This window comes from Akkermansia sp. KLE1798 (assembly GCF_001580195.1).
GTDB lineage: Bacteria > Verrucomicrobiota > Verrucomicrobiia > Verrucomicrobiales > Akkermansiaceae > Akkermansia > Akkermansia biwaensis.
Genome location: NZ_KQ971081.1, coordinates 117,020 through 143,238, shown reverse-complemented (window position 1 = coordinate 143,238; position 26,219 = coordinate 117,020). Strand labels below are relative to the sequence as shown.

The window sequence follows — 26,219 nt, the reverse complement described above, 5'->3', positions numbered from 1 at the left end:
AGTTCCTATCCATTCCGCCTTTCCTTCCGCTTCTCCGGTTCCTTCCGGATTTCCCCGCCCATGCCCAGCTTGACGTCCACAGGGACGGATACATGTTCCGGTTCTCCTTGATAACGCAACCGTATCCCTAGACTCTCCATTTCTGTGGTGGGGGAAAACTCCAACGCGGTTTCCCATATTATTGAATTATCATTTCCGGATGAAGAATAACTGTCCATGCCGGCGGACAGCAATTTGCCTTTTTCGTCAAGCAACTGGAATTCATCCAGATAAAAGGGAGTATCCACGTCCAGGCAAACCGTTACGGAAAAGGTCTTTTTCCCATCCTTCCTCGTCCACGTAAAATCCTTGAAATAAAGCATCCCCATCGGCCTGTCGTCGGACGCCACCACATCCTCCAACTTCCCCGTATTCCCTTTTTCATTCCCCGGCAAGGGAATAAGGACGGACGCCCCCTTCCGCAGGGGGAGTGCATAAACAGGGCTCTCCAAGATGAGTGCCTCGGGGACCCTCAGCAACCCTTTCAACCGCACCCACTCCGCCCCGGGAGAAGGAAGAGATGGAGCAAAGCCTTCAATCTCCATATAAGAGATTCCCCTGTCACGGCTTTGATCCATCCTTCCCAAGTCAAACCTCACCGGAGATAATTCCCGGCCTGTGGAATCCACGGCCTCCATGAATTGCCACTCCGTATTCGAAGGATTCCAGAATCCCCAACGGTCATGGATAAAAAGAACGGCACGGCACCTCCATTCCAATGGACTCTTCTCTCCGTCAAACCACATGTCACGTTCCAGTCCTACTTGCGTAAATGACACCCCCACTTCTGCGGGCACATCCTTTCCGCCCTCGCTGGAGAATGCCGCTCCGGAAAACAGAAGAAAGATTCCCGCGCCGTGTCCTATGGACTGCATCATCTTCATATCATTCGCCCTTTTGAGAATCCTGCACCAGTCCGGACATGCCGAATTTAATTTCCACAGGCATATCCACCCATTCCAGCCCGGTCATGTAATTCACGGAAACATGAACTTTCCCTTTCTCATCCGGATTCAATAAATAAGACCAGAACCATGAATATTCCCCGGATGAGCTGCTACGGCTGAATAAATCTTCTTTCGCCGGAAAAGGAGCGCCTTCCGGCGTCGTCAGCTCCAGTCGCAGAATCCCCATATACTGGGAAGATTTCAACTTCACCTCCATCCTGTGCCCCCCGGAATCCCTGTCCCGGACAAATGACATCTCCAGGGAGCCCCGTCCATCCTTTTCGCTTCCGTCCTCCTCAAGAACGGCTCGTTTCAGAAGCAAAGGCTTCTTCTGGTCTTTCTGCCCCATGGTGAAGGAAAGACGTTCGGACAAGGCCTCTTCCTTTCCGATGATGCACGGAATTTTCCCTTTCAGTTCCACCCATGCCGCCCCGGCCGCAGGAAGCCAGTCCCTGCATTCCATTTCCAGTACCGGATATTCCAGGTCCTCCATAAACAGGGATTCTTCGCAACAGAGGACGCCGGAACGGCCGCCCGTGGAATCATGCACAGCCAGACGGGCATCTTTCTCATTGCAGTACACCATCCTCCACAAGGCAGGCTTCATGATTTCCAAATCCACATGAAACGTCTTTTCCGGATTTTTGACACCGGGCCGCCACCATGTTCTGGCATGGGCTGAACACAGGGATGCGGAAAGAGTTTCCTTCTCCGGAACGTCCCCGCTCCGGGAAAGGTGGACGGCCAACGGACACAAGGCGCATACAGCCAGGAACTTCACAAAACCATTTTTCATGAATGATTAACGCTAGCATTTCCCGTTCAAGGGGCAAGAGAAAAAATCAGCATTCCGGAGGCACTGAAAACTGCCGGACCTTTTTTCCGCCGTTTCCTGCGGCATTCACCCCCTGCCTCCATAAAAAACGGGATACCCCGTCAAAGGGATATCCCGTTTCCGTCTGAGATGCGGCAGGCAGCCGTTAACTGCCGTAAGAGGATTCTACGCGCCGGGCCACGTCCCGGTAGCCGTATTCGGCATCGTAAATCTGCTGGAATGCCGCCAGGGATTCCTCCTTCTTGCCGAGCTTTTCATAAAGCAGGCCGATCATGTAGAGGATTTCCTTCTTGGTGTCATTCATTTCAATCAATTCCTTGTTGGCCTCTTCCAATTGGCGAAGGGCCATGTCGTGCATGTTCTTGGCGTCATAGCATTTGCCGAGCAGCAGCATGGCGCGGATGCGGATATGGGGGTTGTTGCGGGCGCGCTGGAGTTCCGGGATGGCCTCCGTGTAGTTGCCGCAGTCAAAGAGGGCCTGCCCGAGTTCAAAACGCGTCTGCGGGTCCGTGGGATTGTTTTCCACGCGCTGGCGGCACAGGGCCACCTGCTGTTCGGCGGCTTCCCGGCTGAACTGGGCCAGCTGCTCCTGAAGCTCCTTGTTGTCAGGGTCCGCAGCGGCGCGCTTGCGGATTTCCTCCACCTGGGCCTTGCGCAGGCGCTCGTTCATTTCCCCGGCCTTGTTTTCCAGGGAGATGTCGTTGTTGCTGAGACTGAAGGCGTAGCTATAGAAGGAATAGGCGTTGGCCCAGTCCTCCATCTGTTCGTAAACGTTGGCGATGTCCCGCACCACGGCCTGATCCTGCTGGTTCTGGGCATAGCGGGCGGAAAGAAGGCCCAGGCGTTCTTCCAGTTCCGCACGGGTAAGGCCCTTTTTGTCGCTCTTGTCCAGGGCGTTCGTTTCGGAAGAATCCTTCATCACGTCCTTGAAGCTCTTGGCCTCCTCCCACTTCTGCTGCTGCATCGTGGCGCGGGCCATGCAGTCCTTCTCGCTTTTCACGGCCACGCTGTCCGTGGGGTCCAGCTTCACGATGTCGTGGAACACTTCCGCGGCCTTGGCCGGAAGATCTCTGGAGACATAGTGGGCAGCCAGCATATGGAGCATTTTCTTGTTGGTGGGGTGCCCCTGGCGGATGGTTTCCAGCGCAAAGGCGGCCAGGTCCGGAAAGTCCACCTCCATGGCGGCTGCGTACAGCGCCTCGTTCACCGGAATGCTGTAAGGATCGTTTTCCAGTTCGTCCTCCAGGGAGGAGAGCTGGGTGGCCGCATCCTTCTTGGATGAGGTGAGCTTGCTGGTGCTGATTTTCATGCCGCTGAACAGGCCGCCCTTCTTGGGCTCCGGATTCAGCTTGATTTCACAGGCGCGCAGGGCCTGCCGGCCTTCCAGAAAGCCCGGAAGCTGCTTCACCAGCGCCTTGAGAAGGCTGACAGCATAGGGAAAATTGTTCATATCCACCGCCTGGCGGGCGCGCACCCAAAATTCGGCCTGCTGGGGGGTCAGCTGGTCTTCTGTAATCGTATCAATCATGGAACTATATGAGTGTAAATGATAAGCATCGGAAAAACTCCAAACAGGGAGTTCCCGCATGTAATAGTTTAATACTATCAATCAGTGGGGCATATTTCAATCTTGTTTTTTGTTCCCGTTAGGAAAAAATACGCCGCATGAGACTGGACGCTCTTTTATCCCGCTACGGGTACTGTTCCAGGCGGGAAGCGCCGGGATGGATCAAACGCCACTCCATTACCTCCGGAGGGAGCGCGTGCGCCAACCCCGCGGACAAAGTTCAGGCGGAAGACGTCCTGATAGACGGAGAACCGGTGGAATTCCCGGAAGGGCTGTATGCGGCCCTCCACAAGCCAGCCGGCTACACATGCAGCCACGACGAAGAGGAAGGAGACGTGATTTACGACCTCCTGCCCTTCCAGTGGAGACACCGGAATCCCGCCGTTTCCTCCGTCGGACGGCTGGACAAGGAAACGTCCGGACTGCTCCTGATCACGGACGACGGCAAGTTCATCCACCGCATGACTTCCCCCAGACACCACGTTGCCAAAGTGTACGAGGCTGTTACGGAACAGGACATCCCGGCGGAGGCCGTGGAACTGTTCGCCGCCGGCACGCTGACGCTGGAGGGAGAAAGGCACCCCTGCGCCCCCGCCCGCCTGGAAATCCTGGAACCGCGCCGCGCACTGCTGACGCTGACGGAAGGAAAGTACCACCAGGTGCGCCGCATGCTGGCCGCCGTGGGCGCTCCCGTGGCCTCCCTGCGCCGCGTTTCCATCGGCAGGCTGAAGCTTGAAGACCTGAACCTGGAACCCGGAGCCTGGACGCCCATCCGTCCGGACATGATTTAATCCCTCCTTCCATGTGGATTCCCATCTCCGACGAGCCCATTTCCTGTTTTCCTCATTTTGATGTGGCGGCGGAGTCGGAAGACTGGATTGTGGTGAGCAAGGGAGCCCCGCTGATCGTCCATCCGTCCAACGGGAAGCGGGAACCCAACCTGCTGGAAGGCGTGGAGGAGCTGCTGCGTTACGAACTGGTCAACGGAGCCGCCCTTTCCCTTGTCAACCGGCTGGACAGGGAAACCAGCGGCCTGACCCTGATTGCGAAAAACAGAAGCGCCGCCCGCCAGCTGGGGCGCGCCATGCAACGGCGGCTGATGCACAAGGAATACCTGGCCATCGTCAGGGGATGGCCAGAATGGAAGGAAACAGTCTGCACGGCCCCCATCCTGCGGCAGGGGGAAGTAGGGGAAAGCCGCATCTGGGTAAAACAAACAGTGCATCCCGCCGGAAAGGAATGCATTACGGCATTCCGTGTAGAGCGCACCCTGAAATCGGCCAGCGGCCTTCTGGCCCTGGTCCGGTGCATTCCGGAAACAGGCCGCATGCACCAGATACGCGTGCATCTGGCGCATCTGGGCCATTCCATCGCGGGGGACAAGATTTACGGCCCCTCCGAGGATTGCTACCTGGAATACATCCAGCACGGCTGGAGCCGGGAACTGGAGGAGCAGCTGATCCTGCCCCGCCATGCCCTGCACGCCTGCCGGCTGGAGTTTCCCTTTGATGAAGAAACCTTCACCGCGGAATCCCCCCTGCCGGAGGATATGAAAAGGCTGCTGGGACTTCAGGAAGGCAAACCTTAGATCACCTGGATGACGTCGCCGCGGTCAAACCGGACCTTGGCCAGCCGGGCGTACTTGTCCGCTTCCTCATCCCGGTAGCCCAGCGCCAGCGCGCAGAGCGTATAATACGGGGAATCCTCCAGTTTCAGGATGCGGTCGTATGCCTCCGGGTCCATGCCTTCCAGCGCGCACGTGTCTATCCGCAGGTCCGCAGCGCAGCTCATCATGAATCCCAGCGCGATATACACCTGGCGTTCCAGCCATGCCTTGAGCACGTCCGGGGATTTGGAGCCCGCCAGCTCAACAATGCGTTCCCGGTAAAGGTTCAGGGATTCCATCGTCACGCCGCGCACTTCCACAATGCGTTCCAGATAGCGCTGCACGTCTTCCGGGGAAAAGCCCCTGCGCGCGCAGAACACCACCAGACGGGAGGAATCCGTCACCTGCGGCTGGTCCCAGGAAACGGAGCGGAGCTCCGCACGCACGGACGGATCCTGCACGTCAATGAACTTCCACATCTGCAACCCCAGGGAGGAAGGGCTCAAATGCAGGGATTCCAGCAGGGCGTTCCAGTCCGCCTCCGGAATGTGGCGGTCCGGGTTGAATATTTTGGTGGCGTAGCGCCATTCCAGCGTTTTAATCAATTCCTGAGCATTCATATTCATGATAAGACCAATGGTTCGGAGCTTCCTGCGGATGCATGGCGCCCAAACGCACTTTTCATGCCATCCGCTTCCGCCCTGTATGCCCCATCATCCTTTTTCTCTGCCGGAATGCAAGCCAAGGTTCCGGCACACAGGCGTCATGGCGCCAAAACGCCCCGGCCGTCATCCGGAAGAAACGGCGGAATGCGCGGAAAAGGCTATCTCCACCGTTCCCACGGCATTTCCCTTTGCCGTCTCCAAGTGCAAGGCTACAGGAATTTGACCGGCATATGGTCCCCGGTTTCCTGGATCGTGAAGCTAATGCCCAGGCCGAATTCATTCCTGCCGCCGTTTTTGCGGACGAAGGCTCCCACGCCCAGGTACCATGAACCCATATTGTGATACACGTTGTATTCCTGGATATCCAGCTTGCCATCCAGCAGGGAGAAACGCCATTTGCCGCTGAAAGCCCAGGCTTCCGAAAAACGCTGGAGAATGCGCAGGTCAAGCTGGCTGTTGTCCTCCAGCAGGGCGTGCTGGTTCAAATAACGGTGCCCCACGGAAATTTCCGTGGACCGCCAGGGCATGAAGCGCAGGGAGTTGTTATACTCACGGCAGCCGGAAACCTTGTCCTTGCCCAGAAGGGGCGCCTGCATTTCCGACCGGAACTCCATCCACGGCACGGGATTCCAGCGCATGAAGGAGAACAGGTTGGAGAAGTCCCGCTGGTCAACGGGATCATACAGGTAGGCATCCATGAACACGTCCCAGGAAAACCAGCGGTGGGAATTGGCATCCCGGCTGGTCATCAGCATGTTGCGGAGCCCGTAGCGGAAAACCAGTCCGGTAGAAAGGGAATCGATTTCCGTGTACCTTCCCATGCTCAGGGAAAGGGGATTGGTAGTAGGCGTTTCCCCGTCAATCTGGGGGTAAAGTTCATGCAGCGTGTTGGTCTTCACGTACGCCAGCGTGAAGTGCGGCTGGACAATGTGGTTCATGCCGTTGAGTCCCAGCGAATCACTGTACACCGAAGAATAGCGGCGGGAGAATTTGAAGTCCGCGTCCGCCCCCGCGTAAAAAATGCCCTGGTTGAGCGGCTTGTTGTCTCCCGTATCATAATATCCCGTGTAGCCGCCGCCCAGCTTGGGGGTGAGGTTCAGGAATCCCATGATTTTATGGGAAGCGGAAAATTCGTGGAATGTGTGGAACCTGCTGTATCCGTCCGTCATGAGCATGCGGGCCCAGTAGTCATAGGCAGGGCTTCCCGGGTCCAGGCGGTCCACCAGGTCCCGTAAATCCGTCCGCATGAAGGGAGGCACATACTGCTTCAGGAAGGCGAAGCTGGTGCGGCTTTCATACATGACGGGAGAGCGGAAGACGGGAGACTTGATGCGCTCGTAGCTCAACTCCGTCCGCTGGTCCGCCATGTAGAAATTGTTGGGCACGAAACGGTGCAGAAGGGAAAAATCATGGGTATCGTCCGTGCGGGAAAGAAGCACCGTGTTGTCCGGAGAGGAGTTGCGCTGGTAGATTTCCGGATAGAAGTCACGCAGCATGTACTCGTCGCTCAGCATGTTGACGTTGGCCTTCAGACGCCATTCCGTCAGGGCGTTTTCCCGGAGGGACCACATCTGCTGGAGCGCCAGGCGCCACCTGTCGGGGTCCAGGTGTTCACGGTACTCGTCGTCGCCCGCGGAAATCTTCGCCCCACGGTCACGGGTCATGTACACGGACAGGCCCGTCATGTCCGGGCATCTCTCCTCCAGCGGCACGTCCCGGATGTCCAGGCCGTACGCAAAACCGCGCCGGGTGCGGTAGTCCAGATGCAGGGTGCCCAGGTAATCGGCGGAGGGCATGTGGTTTTCCACCCTCCTGTTCCCCAGCAGAAAACCGTATTCGTTCAGCAGGTAAGGCCCCCAGATGGACCTGACGCCGGGCATGGGCAGGTACCCCACCTCCGGATTCAGGGAATGGCTGAGGTAGGGGAAATAAAAGAAGGGAACGCCGCCGTAATGGAGCGTCAGATTCTTGAAGGAAAACCTGTCTTCCGGGTAAACGCGTATCCTGTCCGCAGAAATCCACGTGAGGGGGTCGCTGACGTCCTCCGCCGTTACGGAAGCATTAAATGCCTCCAGATAGGGTTCCCCCTTCTCGTCCGTCCTGTACTCGAAGTTGCCGCTGCGCAGAATCATCCCGTCCACCTTCGTCCGCAGCGCATCGGACGTGAACAAGTCGCTTTTCCGGTCGTATTCCGCACTGCCGGCGCGCGTCAGGCTGCTGGTGTTCGTCCGGCTGTCATGCTGGTAAATGGACAGGTTGCCCTTGAAAAAAACCTTGTCGGCGGCGGCATCCACCTCCGCCCGGTCGGCAAACACTTCCAGCCCGGTGTCCGTAACGATGTGAACCTGCGGAGCGCCTTCAAAGATGAACGTCTTGCGATCGTGGATATAGTGGAAAGGGCCGTCGTTGGAGATTTCCAGATAGGAGGGCATCTCCGGCATCATGGAACCGGAAAACAGGTTTCCGGCGCGTTCCGTCCGGTCTTCCTTCCCCCCGTCTCCGGCAGGCGGTCCGCCAGGAGCGTCTTCCACAGCCGTTTCCGCAATCAGGGGCACACTCAAGGCGATCAGCGCCGCCGCGCCCCATAGCTTTGCGTTCATCCCTATCATGGCTAGTCCACAGAACACTATGAGAAAGGACAAAAGACAAGCCTAATGTCACATTTCTCCGCCAGTGGCCGCCAAATTTTACCGGGCAAGAACGCCATTGGCAATGATGCCCCAGTCCGCCGTATTCCCGTCTCCGGCGTCATCCACGCGGATTTCCAGCTTTTTGCCGCCCTCCACCGCCACCTGGACGGGTACGGAAGAGCCGTCTTTCAGCACGGGGGATTCAAAGAGCTTTTTCCCGTCCAGATAAACGCCGAACCTGACGCTGCCGCGGGAGCCGAACGGAAGACCCACATCCGCCCGGAATTCCTTCCAGGCGCCATTCAGGTCATAGGCGAAAACCGCCGGGGCATGCGCCAGAATGAAACGTTCCGGACGGCCTATGGTCTTGAAGAACGGAACGGGCCCCAGATCCGACGGGAAAAGGACATCCCACAGGGGAACCGCCCAACCCACCTGGGCCACGGAAGGCTTGCAGTCATTCAGGCTGATGCTGGCAAGATCGGCGGGAACTCCGGCGGGCGTGAATTCCTGGGAGGCGTCCCTGCGCTCCAGGGCGCGCTTCCAGACAGGAAGCCATTCCTGCACCTCCGGCCTGGCGCCATGCCTGCGTTCCACTTCCGCCAGCGCTTTTCTCGCCTCATCCATGCGGCCGCGTATCCACAGGTTCTGCACATCGCCGAAGTAAACGGACTGGGCCAGCGAAGGCACCCTGGCCCCCTTCCCGTCCAGCCACACGGGCAGCGTGGTCATGCAGCGCGTGCTGTCGCAGTTCAGGACGGCCACGCGCATCTCGATGAAGCCTCCCTTGAAGCCCGGCCTGCAAATGGTCAGGTCAAACTCTCCCTCGTCATTCAGCGCGGCGCCCACGGCATTGGAATCATAGTCGGAACCGCCGGGCGGGTCCAGATGGACCACAACCCCGTAGGCGGGGCGGTCCAGCCTGGCCTTCCCTTTCAGGCGCAGGCCGTCCTTGACGGGAACGGCCTCCAGCCGTTCAAAGGAACCCGGCACGTACTTGCCGATCATGCGGCCGAAGGAGGCGTCCGGAGGAAGGGACGTTTCCACGCCGTTGAAGAGAGGCACGCTGGCCAGCTTCAAGGCGTCCGTGGGCGACAGGAACGAACCCTTGCCCTCCTTGCGCAATTCATTGCCGTATGTATAATTGCCGGAACCCATCAGAGATTCTCCGGCATCGGGATAATCCCATCCCGTCCCCGTGTGGGGCAGACCGAAGGAGTGCCCCAGTTCATGAGCCGTTCCTCCTATGTAAATGGAGGCATTCCTGCCTTTGGTGACTTTGAAGCGGCCTCCCTCCATCATGGATGTGTCCAGGAAATTGGCGGGGTCCAGCCCTTCCTGGTCACATGTCCAGCCGGTGCCCTGGTGGCTGAAGCCGCCGCCGTAATAGGGCCCCACGCCATCCGGAAGCTGGCAGATGATCAGCACATGCTCCTTTTCAATGTCGATTCCCTTGGAAGCCAGCACCTTCCTGGCGGCCTCACGGGAAACGGGACCGGAATTCTGCACGTTCATTCCGCTCATGGGCTTGTCCACATAGGCGTCATGCACAATCAGGCGGCCCCGGTCGTCCAGGTCCAGCTTGAACGTCAGGGGAGGAAAACCGTTGGCCTGCATCTGGTCTGCATAATAGGCCTGGATATTTTTCAGCAAATGGTCATACCGTTCCCGGTACTTGTCCAGGGCCGGCCTGTCCTTGAACGTTACGTAAACCACATGCAGCTTTCTGCCGGACACGGGTTTTCCCTGATGATAGGCGTTCAAAGTCTTCCAGGCCGCTTTTGCGGTGGCGACATCCCGGGGATTCGCCTTCCAGCTCACGGGCAGGCGGGTAAACTCCGCTCCTGCTGCGGGCGCAGCAGGCTGAACGGGTGCGGCAGTGGAGGCATCTCCGTCCATGCCGAGGGCATTCCAGTTCCCCATCCCCAGGGCCAGCAGGAGTACAAAAAAGCGTTTAGACATAAAATCCATGAAGTCGTCAGGATATACGCGTGAAACGGAGATGTTTTATCACCGCATCATTCACCAGGTGGTTCATGTTTACGGAAAATGAATCATACGCCAGCTCCACGCGGCACGGCCCCGGCTTCAGCACAACCTCCACGGCAGTGGAATAAATAAAGTAGTCCCAGTTGCCCGACCGGGACGTATGGGGGAAGGCCAGCGTGCCCGCACGCCGCCCGTTCAGGTACAGGCTGCGCATGGCGCAGGTATTCCCGTCGGAAACGTCATAGGTGCCGTTGGCAAAAAACGCATCCACCCGGTACACGCCCGGACGGTCGATGTTCACGTTGTAAAACAGCGCGTCCGGAGACTTCGTGACGCGGGAGGACCAGGCCTCGTCCCCGGCCAGGCCGCAGGGGCGCGTCTCCAGGCGCGAATCCGCGGAAGGATACTCATTGGGCTCATTCAGGAAGGATTCCCGCCCATCCAGCGCAACCGCCATCACCTGGTAATGCACTTCCCCTTCCGCAGGGGCGGCAATGTAGTAGCAATATTCCGTCTGGGATACGGGAATGCCGTTCCGGAATACACGGTAATAATCCGCTCCGTCCACGGCGGCCCAGGCGATGCCGTGGCGGCCGGCCTTCCATTCGGGGGACGCCAGGCTCCGTTTTACATGCGACAAATTCACCTGTCCGGCGTTTTCACCATCTGACGCCAGTTCCAGTTCCACCCCCATCCTTCCCTTTCCTCCCGCGGGCAGCACCGGGTCCGCATCCTGCCCGTTGATCCGGCACCGGACAATCCGCCTGCCCTGCCCGCTCACCCTGACATCAACCGTCATGCCGCGGTATTGCAGTCCGGACAGTTCATGCACGCCCGCGAAGGAATCCGGAATGCACGGGCGGAACTCCAGGGAATCCGGGGAAACGCGGAGTCCGAACAATCCCTTGTAAAAACCTCCCAGCATGCCGGCAATGCTCCAGAGCTGGCTGTCGGAACTGAGCAGGAGCCCCTCGTCCAGCCCCGTTTCCAGAAGAAGGTTCTCCTTGTTGGTGCCGCACAGGAGCGCCGCCCGCACCATGCAGGCCAGCGCCAGCGCCAGCCCGCATTCATTCCCTGTGGCCGCGGCGGCCTGCGCGTAATACCCCTCCAGGAACGGCCAGGTGGCCCGGTTGTGATACGGGGCCACGTCTTCCGGCATCTGGGGATGAAAACAGGGAATGCCGTAAACGCAATGGGGCAGCGCGGCCACCATGCGCGCCGCATGGGCGCCATGCGCATGGCCCAGCAGCACGCAAAGTATGTTCCCCAGGCTGTCCACCTTTTCCGACAGCACGGGGTACCCCCGGCCATACAGATACTGTCCGTACAGATCGCTGCCCGGAATGCGGAAAAACTTTTCAATCACTCCGGAAAGGGCCTCCCCCTTTCCGTCCCATTCCCGCGCCTTTCCTTCCATCCCCAGCTCCCGGAACATCCGGGCCAGCATTTTCCGGGCTGCGGCATGCAGAATCATGGTGGAAAGGCTGGAAGAATCGCCGATGTCCGCCGAAGTCATCCAGGCCGGATAGCTCTGTTCCCGCCAATCCAGGAAGGAAGATTCCCCTCTCATCAGGCCGCCTGTTGCGGTCAGCACCTTTTCATCCTTCAGGCAGGTCTTTTCCAGCACGCGGGACGCCCGGAGCAGCCAGTCCCCGTCCCCCGTCAGGCAATACACCTCCCACGCGGCGACGCTCCACACCACCCGGTCCGAGGAAATGGGCCAGGAACCGCCCGTTCCGGTATCCTGCTCCACCTCCCCCTTCCGCACACGGGCCTGCAAACTTTTCATGCAGGCCTGGACGTTCCACATTCCCAGCCCCAGATGGGTGGCGTACGCAATGTCCCTGGTCCACACCGTAGGCCAGTTGGCTCCGGTACGGAAGGTGCCTTCCTCATTGATCAGGGCTCCCGCCTCGTTCAAGGCCAGGCAGTACGCCTTGTTCAAGACTTCAAATCCGCTGTGGTAGCGCGGGCCGTATTCCGTCTCCGGCACAATGCGCCATTCGGAATACCGGCCGTTCTTCATGGTCCTCACCCGGCCGTCCTTTTCCACTTCCGCCCAATGGGAGTCATCCTGGCTCAAGCGGCTTCCGGTCAGCGTAAACGCTTCTCCCCTGTATAATATGCGGTCCTGGTCCATAAATGAAACGGCATTCGGGTCTATTACCCTGCCTATAACATGAAAATCAATTCCTGTCCCGCCGAAAATGAGGCTTATGGAACGATGCGGACAATAAAAAACCGGGCTCCCCCGCAGAGGAACCCGGTTTACAAAACACAAATCAACGTTTAGTGCTGCAACAGAGAAGTAACGGCGTCGCGTTCCTCCTTCAGTTCATTGACGGTGACGTCAATCTTTTCCTGGGAGAACACGTCGATCGGAAGGCCCTGCACGATTTCCCAGCCGCCGTCCTTGGTGGTGCGGATCGGGAAGGAGCAGATGAGGCCCTTTTCAATGCCATAGGAACCATCGGAGCAGACGGCCACGGAATACCAGTCGCCTTCGGGCGTCTGGGTAGCCAGGCTGCGCACGGTATCCACGGCGGCGGAAGCGGCGGAAGCGGCGGAGGAAGCTCCGCGAGCCTTGATGATGGCGGCGCCGCGCTGCTGGACGGTGGTGATGAAGTCGCCCTTGAGCCATTCCGTATCCTTGATGACTTCCGTAACCGGCTTGCCGCCGATCTTGGCATTCGTGAAATCCGGATACTGGGTGGAGGAGTGGTTGCCCCAGATGGCCACGTTGGTCACTTCCGTCACATGAACCCCGGCCTTTTCAGCCAGCTGGCTCTTGGCGCGGTTTTCATCCAGGCGGGTCATCGCGAAGAAACGGTCGGAGGGAACGCCGCTGGCGTTATGCATGGCGATCAGGGCGTTCGTATTGCACGGGTTGCCGACGACCAGCACGCGCACATCCTTGGCGGCGCTGCGGGCGATGGCCTGGCCCTGGCCGATGAACACCTTGCCGTTGATGTCCAGCAGGTCCTTGCGTTCCATACCGGCCTTGCGGGGAACGGAACCGACCAGAAGGCACCAGTTGGCGCCTGCAAACGCTTCATCCGGATCACTGGTGGGGACGATCTCGTTGAGAAGCGGGAACGCGGCATCACGCAATTCCATCACAACGCCTTCCAGGGCATTCATGGCCGGCGGAATTTCCAGCAGACGCAGATTGATGGGCTGATCCGGTCCCAGCATGCTGCCGGAGGCAATGCGGAACAGCAGAGAGTAGGCAATTTGTCCGGCGGCTCCTGTAACGGTAACGGTGATAGGTGTTTTCATAACTTAAACTAAAAATGGACAGATTTGCTCTGTCTGGCCGCAGGTATAACACAACCGGAGGAGAGGCTCAATCAGTAACTTTTTATGCTGGCAGAAAAAAGCATTCCCCATTATCATTCCCCATTATCATTCCCCATTATCATTCCTCATTATGCTTGAATATGCCCCTGCCCGCATTTATTCTTTTTTTACTAATTTTTTACCTTCATCATGAATTTAACCATTATCGGGAGCGGATATGTTGGACTGACTACGGGGACCTGCTTCGCGGAAATGGGCCACCATGTCATCTGCGTAGACAACAACAGGGAAAAAATCCGGACGCTGCAATCCGGGTCCATTCCCATTTACGAGCCCAAGCTGGAAGACCTCATCAGGAAAAACGTGGCCGTGGGGCGGCTGGAATTCTCCCCGGACATCGCTTCATCCATCCCGCAAAGCGACGTCATCTTCATCGCCGTGCCCACGCCGCCCAACACGGACGGCTCCGTGGACCTGACCTACATTGAAAAAGTGGCGCGGGAAATCGCCGAAGTCCTGAAGCCGGAAATGGGCTACAAAGTCATTGTGGACAAATCCACGGTACCCGTCAAAACAGGAGAAAAAGTCAGACAGACCATCAAGCGCTACGCGGGGCCGGACGTTCAATTCGACATCGTTTCCAATCCGGAATTCCTGCGGGAAGGCTGCGCCGTGGACGACCTTCTCCACCCGGACCGCATCGTCATCGGAGCCAATTCCGAACGGGCCATGAATGTCATCAAGCGCGTTTACCAGCCCATCCATGCCCCCATTCTGGAAACGGACGTCAACTCCGCGGAACTCATCAAGCATGCGGCCAACTCCTTCCTGGCCCTGAAAATCTCCTACATCAACGCCGTGGCCAAGGTATGTGAAAAAACCGGGGCGGACGTGGAACTCGTGGCGGAAGGCATCGGGATGGACAAGCGCATCTCCCGCCACTTCCTCAACGCGGGACTGGGCTACGGCGGCTCCTGCTTCCCGAAGGACGTGAAAGCCTTCATCAACATCAGCCGTACGCTGGGCATTCCCTTCACTCTGCTGGAGGAAGTGGAACGCATCAACGACTCCCAGCACACGCACTTCCTGGATCAAATCAGGGACCGCCTCTGGGTGCTCAAAGACAAGAAAATAGCCGTATGGGGCCTGGCCTTCAAACAGAACACGGACGACATACGCGAGTCCATCTCCCTCAAGCTGTGTGAAAAACTCCGCAAAGAAGGGGCCATCGTCACCGCGACGGACCCCAAGGCCATCGGCACGGCACGTTCCAGGCTGGAGGAGCTGGGCGTCACTCCGGTGGAGGACATGTACGAATGCGCACGGGACGCGGAAGTGCTGATCATCGCCACGGAATGGAGCGACTACGCCAATGCTGACCTGCAAAAACTGGCGGAAATCATGCGCAACCGCATCATTTTTGACGGGAGGAACATCCTGTCCCCCGCCAACATACGGGCCGTGGGATTTGAATACCACTCCGTGGGCCGTCCTTTCATCGAAGAAGCCTGATTCGCCGCAACAGGCGCCCGCGCCTGTACAAGCAATTTGAAAAAAGGCCCCGGAGCTGTTCAACGCTCCGGGGCCTTCCATCATTAATGCGCTATCCTGCCAATCCTTTAAAACTCAAACTGAATACCCGCGCGCAAATAAAACCCGGGATCATAGTGGCGTTTCTCCAGTTCATGATTCCCATTGCTGGTCTTGAGCGTGCCGGAATTTCCGAAAGAAAAGCCTACGTCCGTCATCAGCCGGGGACGGACACTCCCCCAGCGTCCCAGCCCGATATTGGCCCCTACCCCGGCAACTCCGGAAATCCACTCGAACTGCCGCACGCGGCGGTCATGATGAATTGTCCACGTACCGGACACGATGGAAACGAAAGGCCCCCACGTCAATCCTTCGCCCACCTTCTTGGTGTAGGAAAGACGCGCGCCTTCAAGCTGGAGGCTCCAGTTATTGCCCGTCTTCCATTTGAACTGTAATACGGGGAGCAAGGGAGCTTCTCCAAGCTGGGGGTAATAGCCGATCCCGATGCCGTAGCTGAACCGGTCATTCAGAGGGCCGGTAATCATGGCATGCCCGCCGAAAAAGATATTGTTATGCGTCCAGGTATCAAAATCCGTGGAAATCTCCGGCGTGAAGCCAAACACCAGGCGCGTTTTTCCTGAAATGACGCAGGAGGCGTTCATGTTCAGCCAGATCGTGTACAGGCGGTCCACGTCCATTTCATCCGCCCCCTGCCCATTGAACCAGGTCATGCGCAGGCCCGTTATCGCGGAGAAGTTCCAGGAGCCGCTGGACATGCGGCACAGGTTTACGTCCGTTACCCAGTTCTGGATATTCACATGGCCGTGGCCGTTTCTGGAATCCATGGGCCCCAGCAACTCGAAATAAGACTGGGTGGGGAAAATGGACTTGGAAGAAGATTCCGACTCCAGGGCCGGAGTACTGTGATAGCTTCCGGAATAAGCCTCGGCATAATAGGCGGAATCATAACCGTCGGAAGAATCGGAATCCGGGTAGGGGAGAGTTTCAGCCTGGGCTGCAAGGGACATGCCGGCCACAAGAGAGAGACTCGACAAAAATCGAATGGACATGACGGGAAAATATATGCGCGCGTGCAAGCGGTCAATCAAAAGATATACAAATGACTAATTAATTGATCCCCCATTCCCGAACAGCAGGGCAACGGCGATCATCAGCGCAGCAAGAAACAGATACAAAAGGGCTATCCTGCTTCTCCGGGCAGACAGAAACGCACAAACCACGGAAAACACAAAACACGCCGCCGCCAGCAAAAGAATAATCCCCGCCATCATGGGCATTCCCGCCGCGCCTGCACCCGCGGCCAGCAGCGTCCCCGCCACATATCCGACAAACGACCATCTCAACCCCGCAAGCCAGGGAAAGGACGCAATTCTCCGCCGGAATCCATGCATGCCCTTACTGTGAACGGCCCCCTCAAAAACCGCAAGGCCAAAGTATTTCCAGCCCCCATTCAAACAATCGTAAAGCCATCATCAGGACAGTTTCTTCCGCTCCGTACTATCACAGCCGCCATTCCAAGCTGGAAACTGGACGGAAAGCCACCCCGAAAACAGGACAAAAAAATGCAAGCCATGAAACCTGCAGTTAAAGAGTGGTCGGGAAGACAGGATTCGAACCTGCGACATCCTGCTCCCAAAGCAGGCGCTCCACCAGGCTGAGCTACTTCCCGAATAAAAAGAGGGGATTAAAAAGGATTGGGATAAAAATGGTGGCTCGGGACGGGATCGAACCGCCGACACGGGGATTTTCAATCCCCTGCTCTACCGACTGAGCTACCGAGCCACTTGCTTGCACGAGGAACGTGCTTGCGGGGCGCAATCTATCACCGCCTTTTCAGGATTGCAACAACAAAATACCATTTTTTCATTTTCCCGGACCCATGCCCGACACGGGAGTGAAAAAATCCTTTCCAATCTCCCTGCCCTCTTTTATATCCACGCCGGACCCGTCAGGAGGAAGCCTGCGCCAGCAGACCGCTCAGCACCATCGGAAAGATGAGCGCCACCCAGGACAAGGTGTGCAGCATCAGGGGAGGCATGTTTTTTTTCAGCCTGTCCAGGACAAACATGAAGGCGCCGGCCATGGCCAGGCCGTAATAAATCCAGGCATCCGCCGTGTATTCCTGCGCCGCGGCGGCCAGACAGAAAACAACGTAGATCACAATAACGCCCATCCAGACAAGGGACACCATGTCCCGGGCAACGGAATCCTCCCCCTCTTTTTCCCGCTCTTCCTCGTTCCATCTTTCCCGGCTGAACATGCCCAGCACCACCAAAGCCACGAGATACCAGGTGGACGTAGAGAGCTGGGAGCCCCAGCCGCCGCCCAGATTGCCGTAAAAATAGGCCGGGATGCCGGCTCCGGTGGCAAAGGCTACGGAGGCAAAGAAAGCCCCCAGTCCGAATCCCGTGGATATTCCCCCCTTCCGGTAGGGATTGGTGGAAAAAAACAGGAAAAGAATGCTGAATACGCCTGGAAGCAGGGCAAATTCAAAGATCACGACACCCAGCTGGAAGAACATGATCCACAACCCCGTCACGGCAGCCACCGCAATCAGCAGGCAGATGACGAAGCAGTGCCTTCTGGCGAACATCAGGCATTCATCCGTATGAACGGCGGGATCGCCGCGGAAGACTTTAAGCACCCTGTCCAGCATGTTGACGCACCAGACGGCCACGAACAGGAACTGGTACAGCCAGGGAGAAGAAACAACCACCAGATGGGACTGGCTGACGGCAAAAGCCCAGGCCATTGCGGCACAAGGGATTTCCAGCCCCATCAGGGAAAACCACGCCCACCAGGGAGGCCTCTTCAAGAATTGTTCCATTTTTTGCAACATCATCCCGATAACAAGGCTCGTATCAAGCTCCGGCACCGTCATCGCCAAAGTTCCGTTTTTTTCAAAGGCACGCTTGACATGGAGGTTAAGGTCCCTATACTTGTGCTCCCTTGCGTCGGAAACGCAATACATGATCATGAAGAAAGATATCCATCCCCAGTACAATCCGGTTGTCTTTGTCGACATCTCCACCGGCCGCCGTTTCGTGACCCGTTCCACCACCCGTTCCGCAAAGACGGAAGTTATCGACGGGGTTGAGCATTTCGTGATTTCCTGCGGTATCACCTCCGATTCCCACCCGTTCTTCACCGGCAAGAACCAGTTTGTGGACACCGAAGGCCGCATCGACAAGTTCCAGAAGCGTTTCGGTTCCGTCCGCCGCAGCGGCGGCAAGCCCAAGCTCAACAAGTAAGAGCCGCTTCATTTCCATTTTCCCGCCCCGTTTTCTTCCTGGAAAACGGGGTTTTTCATTTGCAGGCTTCTCATTGCCCCGCTTTTCTGCTTCATTGGACTTATCATGTCGCTGACCCCGGACCTTTTTGACAGCCAGTCTGCGGAACTCCTCCGTTCCGGCCGTCCCGTGCTGGCCGGCATCAGCGGCGGCCGGGATTCCATGGCCCTGCTTTCCCTGCTTTCCGGAATGGAAGAGTGCCGCGTCATTGCCTGCCATGTGCACCACGGCCTGCGCCCGGAAGCGGATGAAGAAGCGCAGTTCGTCCGGGAGTATGCCGCATCCGCGGGCGTTCCATGCGTTTGGAGGCGGGCGGACGTGGCCGGCATGGCTCGCACCCAGGGCATTTCCACGGAAGAAGCGGCCCGGAAAACACGGCAGAACCTGTTTCTGGAATGGGCTGCGGAATATCCCGGGGCGCTCGTAGCCCTGGCGCATCACCGCAATGACCAGCAGGAGACGGCCCTGCTCCATTTGTGCCGCGGGGCATCCGGCATTCACGGTATGTCCCCCGTGTCCATCTGGGAAAACGGGCTAACTGTCGTACGCCCTCTGCTGGCTTTTTCCAGAAAGGAAATCACCGCCTATCTGGAGGAGAGAAACATTCCGTGGAGGGAAGACGCCAGCAACCAGTCCACCGAATACACGAGAAACGCCCTGCGCCACCACGTCGTTCCCCAGCTGGACGAAATATTCCGCAGGGACACCAGCCTTTCCTTTTCACGCGCCTGCCGAATTGAGAACCAAATTCGCACCGCCCTGGCCCAGGCGCTGGAGACCATGGACCTGACCGACCCCCAGGGGCGGCTGTACCTCCCCGGCGTCAACCGGCTCCCAGAGGAGTTGAAACAATGCGCCGTGCACCATTACCTCCGGCAGCAGTCCGTACCGGACCTGACGGAAGCCGCCGTGCTCCGGGTTATGAAGATTCTGAATGCCGACGGCCCTTCTCGCACGTCCCTGCCCGGCGGAAAGATGGCCGTGCGCAAGGAAAAGCGGCTGTTTGTCAAAGACGCTCCGCCACAGATCAATAAAGGGGAGCCACGCCCTGCGGATACAGCAGGTGGAATTTGATGGCTTCATTGCCCACCACCAGCGCGGTGCCGAACATCCTGTCCTCATCCGTCAAGCGCGGAAGCTGGGCGATCGGGAAAAGCAGCCCCCCCAGAATCAGGCCGTAGTTGCATACGGAGGGCATCATGCAAATCAGTTTTTTGGAGATATCCGCCGCATCCAGCGTGGGGAACACCCATACATCGCTGGGCTGGAGCATGGAGGTGCGGTGCACGCGCACGCTGTAGGAGTCCGGAGACAGGGCCGCGTCAATCTGGATTTCACCTTCCACGGTGATTTCGTTGTCCAGGCATTCCTTTTCCACAACGCTCCGGGCCAGGGCCGTGGCGGCGCGGGTACGGTCCGCAGCCAGTTCCGGAACGGAACCGTCCGTGGAGGCGCTGAGCATGGCCACGCGGACGCCTTTGCCCAGCATGTGCCGGGCCATTTTGGCCGTTTCCACGGCAAAGTAGGCCATGTTCTCCACCGTGGGATCGGCGGTCACGCCCGTATCCGCCAGGAAGTAGATGCCGCGGCCTCCGAATTTTTTGGCAAATTCCGGAACCATGACGATGGAGATGGCAAACAGGGGCTTCGTGGGCACGGGGTCCTGCCGGTATTTGTTCACGGCGCGGAATACGGAAGCCACCCTTTTCATGTTCCCGGCCACAATGGCGTCCGCCTGGCCGTAAAGCACCATCATGGCGGCAAAGTGCACCGGTTCGGAAACGATTTCACGGGTGTTCATCGGCAGGCCGTTCCCGAACATCTGTTCCGCCCGTTCATAACGGTCGCAGAACATTTGAAGGTCAGAGCTTTTTTCCGGTTCAATGATGCGCACGAATTTCAGGGAAATGCCGTTCATTTCCGCCATGCGCCGGATGATTTCCTTCCGGCCCAGCAGAATGGGAACGCCGGCCTGTTCGCTCACGAAACGTTCGGAAACGCGCAACACGCGCACATCCTCCCCTTCCGGGAAAACGATGCGCTTGGGGTGCCGCTTCAGGTTGTCCAGCAGCGGCCCAGTGAAGTCATTCAACGGAGAAAAACCTTGCCAATCACTCATAATGTCACGTGTCCTATTCAATGGGACTCTAAAAAAACGCGTCCATAAAAGCAACTCATAAAGTCAAAGACCGCAAATAATCGGGAAAAACCGTTCTTCGGATTGAACCGGGCATGCCGCCATGCTAGCATGGGGTTCCCTCTTCATGTATTGCGATTACCATACACATACGCCCCTGTGTCTGCATGCCTCCGGTACGCCGCAGGAATATGTGCAGTCAGCCGTTCGCGCCGGACTGCGGGAATACGGCATTTCCGACCACGCCCCCATGCAGGAGGAGCCGTTTGACGACTGGCGCATGAAGCAGGCGGACATGGGCGCCTACCTGGACTGGATCAGAGAGGCCACGGAACTTGCCGCTCCGCACGGACTGACGGTAAAGGCCGGACTGGAATGCGACTGGTTTCCGGGCATTGAACCCTGGACAGACCACCTGCGGGGCCTGTATGAATGGGATTATCTGATCGGTTCCGTCCACTACCTGGGAGAAAAGGAGGAATTTGACAATCCCTACAAGATGGATTTCTGGAACACGACAGACGTGGAGGACGCCTGGGAACAATACTGGAAACGTTTCCGGGACATGGCCGCCTCCGGCCTGTTCCACATCATGGGCCATGCGGACCTGATCAAGAAGTTCGGCTTCCGGCCCGGCGGGGATCTGCGCCGCTATTATGAACCGGCCCTGGAAGCCATAAGCCGGTCCGGGGCCTGTCTGGAGATCAATACTGCCGGATGGTACAACAAGTGCGCAGAACAGTACCCGGACGAACTTTTCCTGCGGCTGGCCGCAGAGATGGATATTCCCCTGACCATCAGCTCGGATGCCCACGCTCCGGAAAACGTCGGCCGGGATTTTGACCGGGCCGCAGAACTGGCGCGCCGGGCCGGGTTCAGTCAGTTGGCCTCCTTTACTGCCGGGAAAATGCGGTTATTTCCCCTGACCGGAATTTGAGTAGTTTTTTTCACGGTATAAACGTTCGGCCTCCCGGCGGATTGTTGCGGCCGCCCGCATGGCAAAATTGCTCTGCATATGCACCGCATCAGAAAAGCGAATTTCCTCCTCCGGAGGAATCTGCGCATTGAAATCAAGCCAGGGTACATTTAATTCCTTGGCAAAACGCGCTACTTTCCACCGCATGGCAGGGGGAGAAATACGGCTCTTCACCGGGAACAAGACCAATACCAGGCGGGATCCGAATTTTTCCTGCACGGCCGTCAGTTGTTGAAGAAGAGCTGCATCCTTCTCAGACCATTCCGTTTCCAAAGGCGAAATAACGGGAGGCATTGGCAGAAGAGCCCATCCCTCCGTATTCTGTACATTAAAACGCTCATTTCTCAATTCCGTGTACAGCAATGTTGAGGCACGGAACAAGGGATTGAATAGAGGGCACCAGGACACATTCTGCCTCAAATCATGTTCCGGATTTTTATAAACGAACATTTGATCAGCAAACACCCTATCCATTTCCACAACCACATATTCTGCAGGCGGAAGCAGCCCTTTTAACATTAGCTCCAATCCTTCCCGGGCAGAAGAAGCATCAATGCCCAAATTCGCCCAGCCTGCATTCCCCGATTCCACTCCCGGAATTCTGCCCGTAATGGATGACCCCAAAAATACCGTATCTATGCGGTTTTTCGATTCGTTCGCAGCAAATATTCTGCCTTTGGAACTATAATAGCTGGAATGGGATTTCCATTGAATTCCCCGCTTATCCAGGCTGTATTTCCATGCAGCAACTACGACCATGCACAGCAGGAACGTCACAAAAACGGAAACCAGAAAGGAGCGTGAAAGTTCCTTGCGTTCAACAACAAGCTTGTAATCCATGATGGGGGATACGATTAAAATTGGAAATAGATAAATCCTTCCGCAGGACCAGAGTTATTAAAAATCAAAAAGATCATCAGGCCATACAGGGCCCCTTCCAGCACGCCCCCATGCCACCGGGCATTCCAGGAAATCCGATGCTCCCTGATCCATCCAGCCAGATGGAACAGGATGACGGGGATACCATATAATATCACTGCATAAGCAACGATATTGGACACAGGTTTATCCCACACCGCAAGCCTTTGGAAAAACAGCGAGAGAGTTTCCATGTCGGGCATTAAAAAAGTCATCCATAAAAAACTTACTGTAAGAAAACAATAGACTCCCCCAAGACATTTGACAAAAGAGTGGGTGGAGCTGCGCCCCCTCCATAGAAAACGTTCCAGCGCCAGAAAACAGCCGTGGCAAGTCCCCCACAACGCGAATTTCCATTCCGCTCCGTGCCACAAACCACCAAGAAACATGACAATGAAAAGATTGATATAAGTTCTTACCTGTCCTTTCCGGTTACCGCCCAAAGGTATGTAGAGATAGTCTCGCAACCAGTGGGAAAGCGTCATGTTCCATCTTTGCCAAAACTCCGTGATGCTGGTGCTGATATAAGGGAAATTGAAGTTGTCCGGCAGGCGGTAGCCGAACAAAACCGCCAATCCGATGGCGATCATGGAATAACCTCCAAAGTCAGAAAAGATCTGAAATGAATAGCCAAACATGAGCGTCAGCAATTCTTTGCCTCCCATGCTTCCCACCAATTCAAGACTTTTCAGATAAGGCGTATATTCAGCCAAATTGTCCGCTACTACCATTTTCAGGAAATACCCGAGCGTCAAGAATTTAAAGGCAGTGCCCCACTGAATATCCCTAAACCTTTTGGATTCTATCTGAGGCCAGAATTGACGGGCACGCACAATAGGCCCTGCAATCAACTGAGGGAAAAACAGCATGTAAAATCCTACATCCCTGGTTGCCTTGACAAAACCGAGAGGACTGGAATTGATCTGAATTTCACGGGAATCCACGGAACGCACATTTCCTTTGGACACATCAATAATCATGCTGATGCCATGAAATGTGTAAAAAGAGATACCTATAGGCAATGGAATGGATTTCAGCCATTCCGTCCATGAAAACGGCAGCCCCGGAATGATATCAGCAAAGAACCCGGCATATTTGAATGATCCCAAAAGAAGAAGGTTCAAAATCACGGCATTCCGCACCCATCCCCGAATTTTGGCATCATCTCCCCTTTCCCTGTGGCGCAAAATAAACAGGCTGCAAACCGTATTCCCAATGCAGGAAACCAGAAGGATGCTTAAAAGGCGCGCGTCTTCCCACCCGTAAAACACGGCACTGGCTATCAACAGCAAAGTAACCTGGTACGCTTTTCCCCATCTGCCAGGAACGGGAATATAATATAAGAGGAAAACAATGATTAAAAAATAAACAAATTCGAGAGAGATAAACAACATTTCTCTCTAGATTTTATGAACTTGAAAATGTGAAGTCAACGGCAAATTCCGAGACGCCAATATCTGCTCAGCAGTAGAAAAGAAAATTGTCCAGGTACCCCCTTATTTCATCTTTCCCCTGCCAAAGCCCCACCCGCATCCATCTGCTCCATTTTCAGAAAAAATAAAAAATCTCTACACAAGAACAGTCATCCCTTCCACTCAAAAAGGGAAATAATCCACCCATTTTTCATATTTGATTCCAAACATGCCTAAAGATATTTTAAGCGAGACGCAGAACTAACTCGTCAGGCCGGATTCAGACAACTCGCCTCTTTCGATTCAGGGAATATGCTGCTGCATCCCCTGAATTGACTCCGAAGAAAGCAAGACTGCACTTTCCCGCCTGAACGGTTTCCCGTCATCTTCCAATCGTGGTCCCGTAAGGAGACTGTATCGGGCGCACGGGCGGAGGAACGGGCTGGGGCCTGGGCGGTGGGGGAGGAGGATTGGGCCGGATAATGACGGGCGGCGGATAGTTCCAGGGCCTGACGATGGGTGTGACCACAACGCGCTCCGTTTTTGGCTGACTGGCTACCTCACGGATTTCACCCTGCAACTGGTTGACCTGCTTGTTCAAGTCCGTGATTTTTTTCTGGGTGCCGTCTTTCAGGGCCAGGTATTTCTTTTCCAGGTCCTTCCAATACAGCTCGGCATCTTCCCTTTTTTTACGAATGGAACTGATCTGGTCCTGGTAGGTCCTGGCCCTGGTGCGGAATACTTTGGCATCCTGCGGCAGCCCCACTCGGTCCGCTTCCTGCGCGTTCCACTGGAGGGCGATGACTTCAGCCTCCACACGGGAAAGATCCCCCATCAGCAGGAACATGCGGACGACGTCCTCTCCTTCCAAATAGCGCGGGTGGCGTTCCGCTTCCGAAAGGGATTCCCGGATTCTCCTGGCCTCTTCCTCAGCCGCCTTCTTGGCCGCTTCCGCCTTTTGCCTGCGGGCGGCTTCCTCGTTCCGGCGCTGTTCCAGCCGCGCGGCCACCTCATCCGGCGTCATTTTGTAAGCCTTCTGCTGTTCGTCCGTCAGCTCCTTGTAGGAGACTTTCGCCACGCCGTCCGTGTACTGGACGCTGACGAAGTCATCCCCGGAAGATACTACGCTGGCATCTTTCAGAACCCTGCCGGAACGCAAGGCCATATCCTCCGCCAGGGAGGCGGGCAGCAGGGCGCACAAGATTAATAGACAGGCTCCAGGTTTCATACGATTCAACGGTTCTACCTAGATAAGAGGCGCCGGAAAAGAAATTTATTCAAAAAAAGATGACCAGATGTTATTACTGGCACGGCGGTTCCCTTTTCGTTAAAGTTTTGTGAAGCATTTACACGTTTATGAATTCGCACTCGTCATCCTGGAGTCCTTTACCCCCACTTCCCGATCCGGAAGGGTTTGCCGGCATGTATGCGGGAACCCACGAAAATATTCTTATTTGCGCAGGCGGAACGAATTTCCCCGGCAGGCCCATGCTGGAAGGGGGCGTCAAGACCTGGACGGACCGTGTGTTCACCCTGGCGCCGGAAAGCCCCGCGTGGCGGGAAGCGGGCGTACTGCCCGCCCCTTATGCCTATGGAGCCTCCGCCAGCCTGGAAGACGGCCTGCTGTGCATCGGAGGATGCGACCGGGAAGGCCACCGCAGCGACGTTTACCTGCTGGGAGTTTGCGGCGGCACCCTGAATATCTCCGCCTTTCCCTCCCTTCCGCTCCCGCTGGCCTACACGGCGGCAGCCGTGCTGGACGGCAAGGTGTACCTCATGGGCGGCTGTGAACGTCCGGGAGAGCAGGATTGTACCAGCCGGATGTTCATGCTGGATTCCCGAAATCCCGGCCAGGGCTGGCAGGAGCTTCCTCCACTGCCTGGGAGAGGCCGCTTCCTGCATCAGATGGCTGCGGTTAACGGCGTTCTGTACGTCCTGGGCGGCATCGGCCTGAAAGAAGAGGACGGGAGGCAGGTACGGGAACTTCTGACGGAGGCATGGAGCTTCACCCCGTCCGGCGGATGGATGCGGCAGCCGGACATGCCTTATGCCATCGCCGCCGCACCCACTCCGGCGCCCGTTTCCCGGAGCGGAGTCATCTACCTGCTGGGCGGCGACGACGGCTCCGGCAGGAAATACACGCCGCAGACCAATCCCGGCTTCAACAACCAATCGCTGTGCCTGGACACGACAACGGCGGAATGGCACGACGGCGGCCCCATCGGAGCGCCGCAGGCGGTGCTTCCCTGCTGCGCCTGGGAAGGCCGCTTCATCGCGGTCAACGGCGAACTCAAACCCGGCAGACGCTCCCCTGAAGTCTGGAGCATTTCCCTTCCCTGATTCTTCCAGCCCCGACC

Annotated in this window: 23 protein-coding genes and 2 tRNA genes; 8 read left to right on the top strand and 17 right to left on the bottom strand. The window is 56.9% G+C overall.

Going from position 1 to position 26,219, the window contains the following annotated elements; translation table 11 throughout:
- Positions 1–5: 5 nt before the first annotated feature.
- The 3 genes from HMPREF3039_RS13665 to HMPREF3039_RS05400 all read right to left on the bottom strand — a co-directional run bounded on the left by HMPREF3039_RS13665 (position 6) and on the right by HMPREF3039_RS05400 (position 3,349).
- A complete protein-coding gene (locus tag HMPREF3039_RS13665; protein WP_147549624.1) occupies positions 6–491 on the bottom strand; it encodes a hypothetical protein in 486 nt (161 codons plus the stop codon).
- 433 nt (positions 492–924) lie between these two features.
- Positions 925–1,782 carry a hypothetical protein gene (locus HMPREF3039_RS05405; protein ID WP_067571274.1) on the bottom strand — a complete coding sequence of 286 codons (858 nt, stop codon included), beginning with the start codon at positions 1,780–1,782 and terminating at the stop codon, positions 925–927.
- A 184-nt stretch (positions 1,783–1,966) separates the two neighbouring features.
- Positions 1,967–3,349: a tetratricopeptide repeat protein gene (locus HMPREF3039_RS05400; protein ID WP_067571272.1), complete on the bottom strand. Its 1,383-nt coding sequence runs from the start codon at positions 3,347–3,349 to the stop codon at positions 1,967–1,969.
- A 137-nt stretch (positions 3,350–3,486) separates the two neighbouring features.
- Between HMPREF3039_RS05400 and HMPREF3039_RS05395 the strand changes: the two genes are divergently transcribed.
- Entirely contained in the window at positions 3,487–4,179 is a 693-nt protein-coding gene (locus tag HMPREF3039_RS05395) for a pseudouridine synthase (protein ID WP_067571270.1), read from the top strand.
- Positions 4,180–4,190: 11 nt separating this feature from the next.
- Entirely contained in the window at positions 4,191–4,976 is a 786-nt protein-coding gene (locus HMPREF3039_RS05390) for an RluA family pseudouridine synthase (protein ID WP_067571268.1), read from the top strand.
- Here the strand turns inward: HMPREF3039_RS05390 and HMPREF3039_RS05385 are convergent.
- Positions 4,973–5,620, bottom strand: a complete 648-nt coding sequence (locus HMPREF3039_RS05385) for an NAD(P)H-dependent oxidoreductase (protein ID WP_067571266.1) — start codon at positions 5,618–5,620, stop codon at positions 4,973–4,975. The genes HMPREF3039_RS05390 and HMPREF3039_RS05385 overlap by 4 nt on opposite strands.
- A gap of 139 nt (positions 5,621–5,759) precedes the next feature.
- Here HMPREF3039_RS05385 and HMPREF3039_RS14470 point away from each other — a divergent pair, with 139 nt between their 5' ends.
- Positions 5,760–5,882 carry a hypothetical protein gene (locus HMPREF3039_RS14470; RefSeq protein WP_269447927.1) on the top strand — a complete coding sequence of 41 codons (123 nt, stop codon included), beginning with the start codon at positions 5,760–5,762 and terminating at the stop codon, positions 5,880–5,882.
- Here HMPREF3039_RS14470 and HMPREF3039_RS05375 read toward each other — a convergent pair.
- The 4 genes from HMPREF3039_RS05375 to HMPREF3039_RS05360 all read right to left on the bottom strand — a co-directional run bounded on the left by HMPREF3039_RS05375 (position 5,869) and on the right by HMPREF3039_RS05360 (position 13,557).
- Positions 5,869–8,259: an LPS-assembly protein LptD gene (locus HMPREF3039_RS05375; RefSeq protein WP_067571263.1), complete on the bottom strand. Its 2,391-nt coding sequence runs from the start codon at positions 8,257–8,259 to the stop codon at positions 5,869–5,871. The genes HMPREF3039_RS14470 and HMPREF3039_RS05375 overlap by 14 nt on opposite strands.
- 87 nt (positions 8,260–8,346) lie before the next feature.
- Entirely contained in the window at positions 8,347–10,251 is a 1,905-nt protein-coding gene (locus tag HMPREF3039_RS05370) for an NPCBM/NEW2 domain-containing protein (RefSeq protein WP_067571261.1), read from the bottom strand.
- A gap of 16 nt (positions 10,252–10,267) precedes the next feature.
- Positions 10,268–12,418, bottom strand: a complete 2,151-nt coding sequence (locus HMPREF3039_RS05365) for a hypothetical protein (protein ID WP_067571259.1) — start codon at positions 12,416–12,418, stop codon at positions 10,268–10,270.
- Between the two features lie 149 nt (positions 12,419–12,567).
- Positions 12,568–13,557: a malate dehydrogenase gene (locus HMPREF3039_RS05360; RefSeq protein WP_067571257.1), complete on the bottom strand. Its 990-nt coding sequence runs from the start codon at positions 13,555–13,557 to the stop codon at positions 12,568–12,570.
- Between the two features lie 210 nt (positions 13,558–13,767).
- On the opposite strand from HMPREF3039_RS05360, the gene HMPREF3039_RS05355 reads away from it, so the two are divergent.
- On the top strand, positions 13,768–15,090 hold the full coding sequence (locus HMPREF3039_RS05355) for a UDP-glucose dehydrogenase family protein (protein ID WP_067571255.1): 1,323 nt from the start codon (positions 13,768–13,770) through the stop codon (positions 15,088–15,090).
- Positions 15,091–15,197: 107 nt separating this feature from the next.
- On the opposite strand, the gene HMPREF3039_RS05350 is transcribed toward HMPREF3039_RS05355, so the two are convergent.
- The 5 genes from HMPREF3039_RS05350 to HMPREF3039_RS05330 form a co-directional block, all read right to left on the bottom strand.
- Positions 15,198–16,178, bottom strand: a complete 981-nt coding sequence (locus HMPREF3039_RS05350; RefSeq protein WP_147549627.1) for an Amuc_1434 family mucin 2-degrading aspartic protease — start codon at positions 16,176–16,178, stop codon at positions 15,198–15,200.
- 54 nt (positions 16,179–16,232) lie between these two features.
- On the bottom strand, positions 16,233–16,583 hold the full coding sequence (locus HMPREF3039_RS14335) for a hypothetical protein (RefSeq protein ID WP_067571251.1): 351 nt from the start codon (positions 16,581–16,583) through the stop codon (positions 16,233–16,235).
- 138 nt (positions 16,584–16,721) lie between these two features.
- Positions 16,722–16,798, bottom strand: a tRNA-Pro gene (locus HMPREF3039_RS05340).
- Positions 16,799–16,835: 37 nt separating this feature from the next.
- Positions 16,836–16,911: transfer RNA gene (locus HMPREF3039_RS05335), tRNA-Phe, on the bottom strand.
- Positions 16,912–17,077: 166 nt separating this feature from the next.
- On the bottom strand, positions 17,078–17,956 hold the full coding sequence (locus HMPREF3039_RS05330; RefSeq protein WP_215711594.1) for a hypothetical protein: 879 nt from the start codon (positions 17,954–17,956) through the stop codon (positions 17,078–17,080).
- 148 nt (positions 17,957–18,104) lie between these two features.
- Between HMPREF3039_RS05330 and HMPREF3039_RS05325 the strand changes: the two genes are divergently transcribed.
- Together HMPREF3039_RS05325 and tilS are read left to right on the top strand one after the other, a co-directional pair.
- Positions 18,105–18,380 (top strand): type B 50S ribosomal protein L31, encoded by a 276-nt coding sequence (locus HMPREF3039_RS05325; RefSeq protein WP_067571247.1) that lies wholly within the window; start codon positions 18,105–18,107, stop codon positions 18,378–18,380.
- Positions 18,381–18,485: 105 nt separating this feature from the next.
- Positions 18,486–19,493 carry a tRNA lysidine(34) synthetase TilS gene (gene tilS / locus HMPREF3039_RS05320; protein WP_067571245.1) on the top strand — a complete coding sequence of 336 codons (1,008 nt, stop codon included), beginning with the start codon at positions 18,486–18,488 and terminating at the stop codon, positions 19,491–19,493.
- On the opposite strand, the gene HMPREF3039_RS05315 is transcribed toward tilS, so the two are convergent.
- A complete protein-coding gene (locus tag HMPREF3039_RS05315; protein ID WP_067571243.1) occupies positions 19,447–20,538 on the bottom strand; it encodes a phosphate acyltransferase in 1,092 nt (363 codons plus the stop codon). The two genes, tilS and HMPREF3039_RS05315, sit on opposite strands and share 47 nt — an antisense overlap.
- Before the next feature lie 121 nt (positions 20,539–20,659).
- Here HMPREF3039_RS05315 and HMPREF3039_RS05310 point away from each other — a divergent pair, with 121 nt between their 5' ends.
- Complete coding sequence (locus HMPREF3039_RS05310; RefSeq protein ID WP_231863854.1) at positions 20,660–21,493, top strand: histidinol-phosphatase; 834 nt, start codon at positions 20,660–20,662, stop codon at positions 21,491–21,493.
- Here the strand turns inward: HMPREF3039_RS05310 and HMPREF3039_RS05305 are convergent.
- The 3 genes from HMPREF3039_RS05305 to HMPREF3039_RS05295 all read right to left on the bottom strand — a co-directional run bounded on the left by HMPREF3039_RS05305 (position 21,470) and on the right by HMPREF3039_RS05295 (position 25,090).
- Positions 21,470–22,372, bottom strand: coding sequence for a hypothetical protein (locus tag HMPREF3039_RS05305; RefSeq protein WP_067571239.1), 903 nt, complete (start codon positions 22,370–22,372; stop codon positions 21,470–21,472). The two genes, HMPREF3039_RS05310 and HMPREF3039_RS05305, sit on opposite strands and share 24 nt — an antisense overlap.
- 14 nt (positions 22,373–22,386) lie before the next feature.
- On the bottom strand, positions 22,387–23,844 hold the full coding sequence (locus HMPREF3039_RS05300) for an MBOAT family O-acyltransferase (protein ID WP_067571237.1): 1,458 nt from the start codon (positions 23,842–23,844) through the stop codon (positions 22,387–22,389).
- A gap of 400 nt (positions 23,845–24,244) precedes the next feature.
- Positions 24,245–25,090, bottom strand: coding sequence for a hypothetical protein (locus tag HMPREF3039_RS05295; RefSeq protein WP_156473601.1), 846 nt, complete (start codon positions 25,088–25,090; stop codon positions 24,245–24,247).
- Between the two features lie 260 nt (positions 25,091–25,350).
- On the opposite strand from HMPREF3039_RS05295, the gene HMPREF3039_RS05290 reads away from it, so the two are divergent.
- Positions 25,351–26,202 carry a hypothetical protein gene (locus HMPREF3039_RS05290; RefSeq protein ID WP_231863853.1) on the top strand — a complete coding sequence of 284 codons (852 nt, stop codon included), beginning with the start codon at positions 25,351–25,353 and terminating at the stop codon, positions 26,200–26,202.
- The last annotated feature ends 17 nt before the right edge of the window (positions 26,203–26,219 follow it).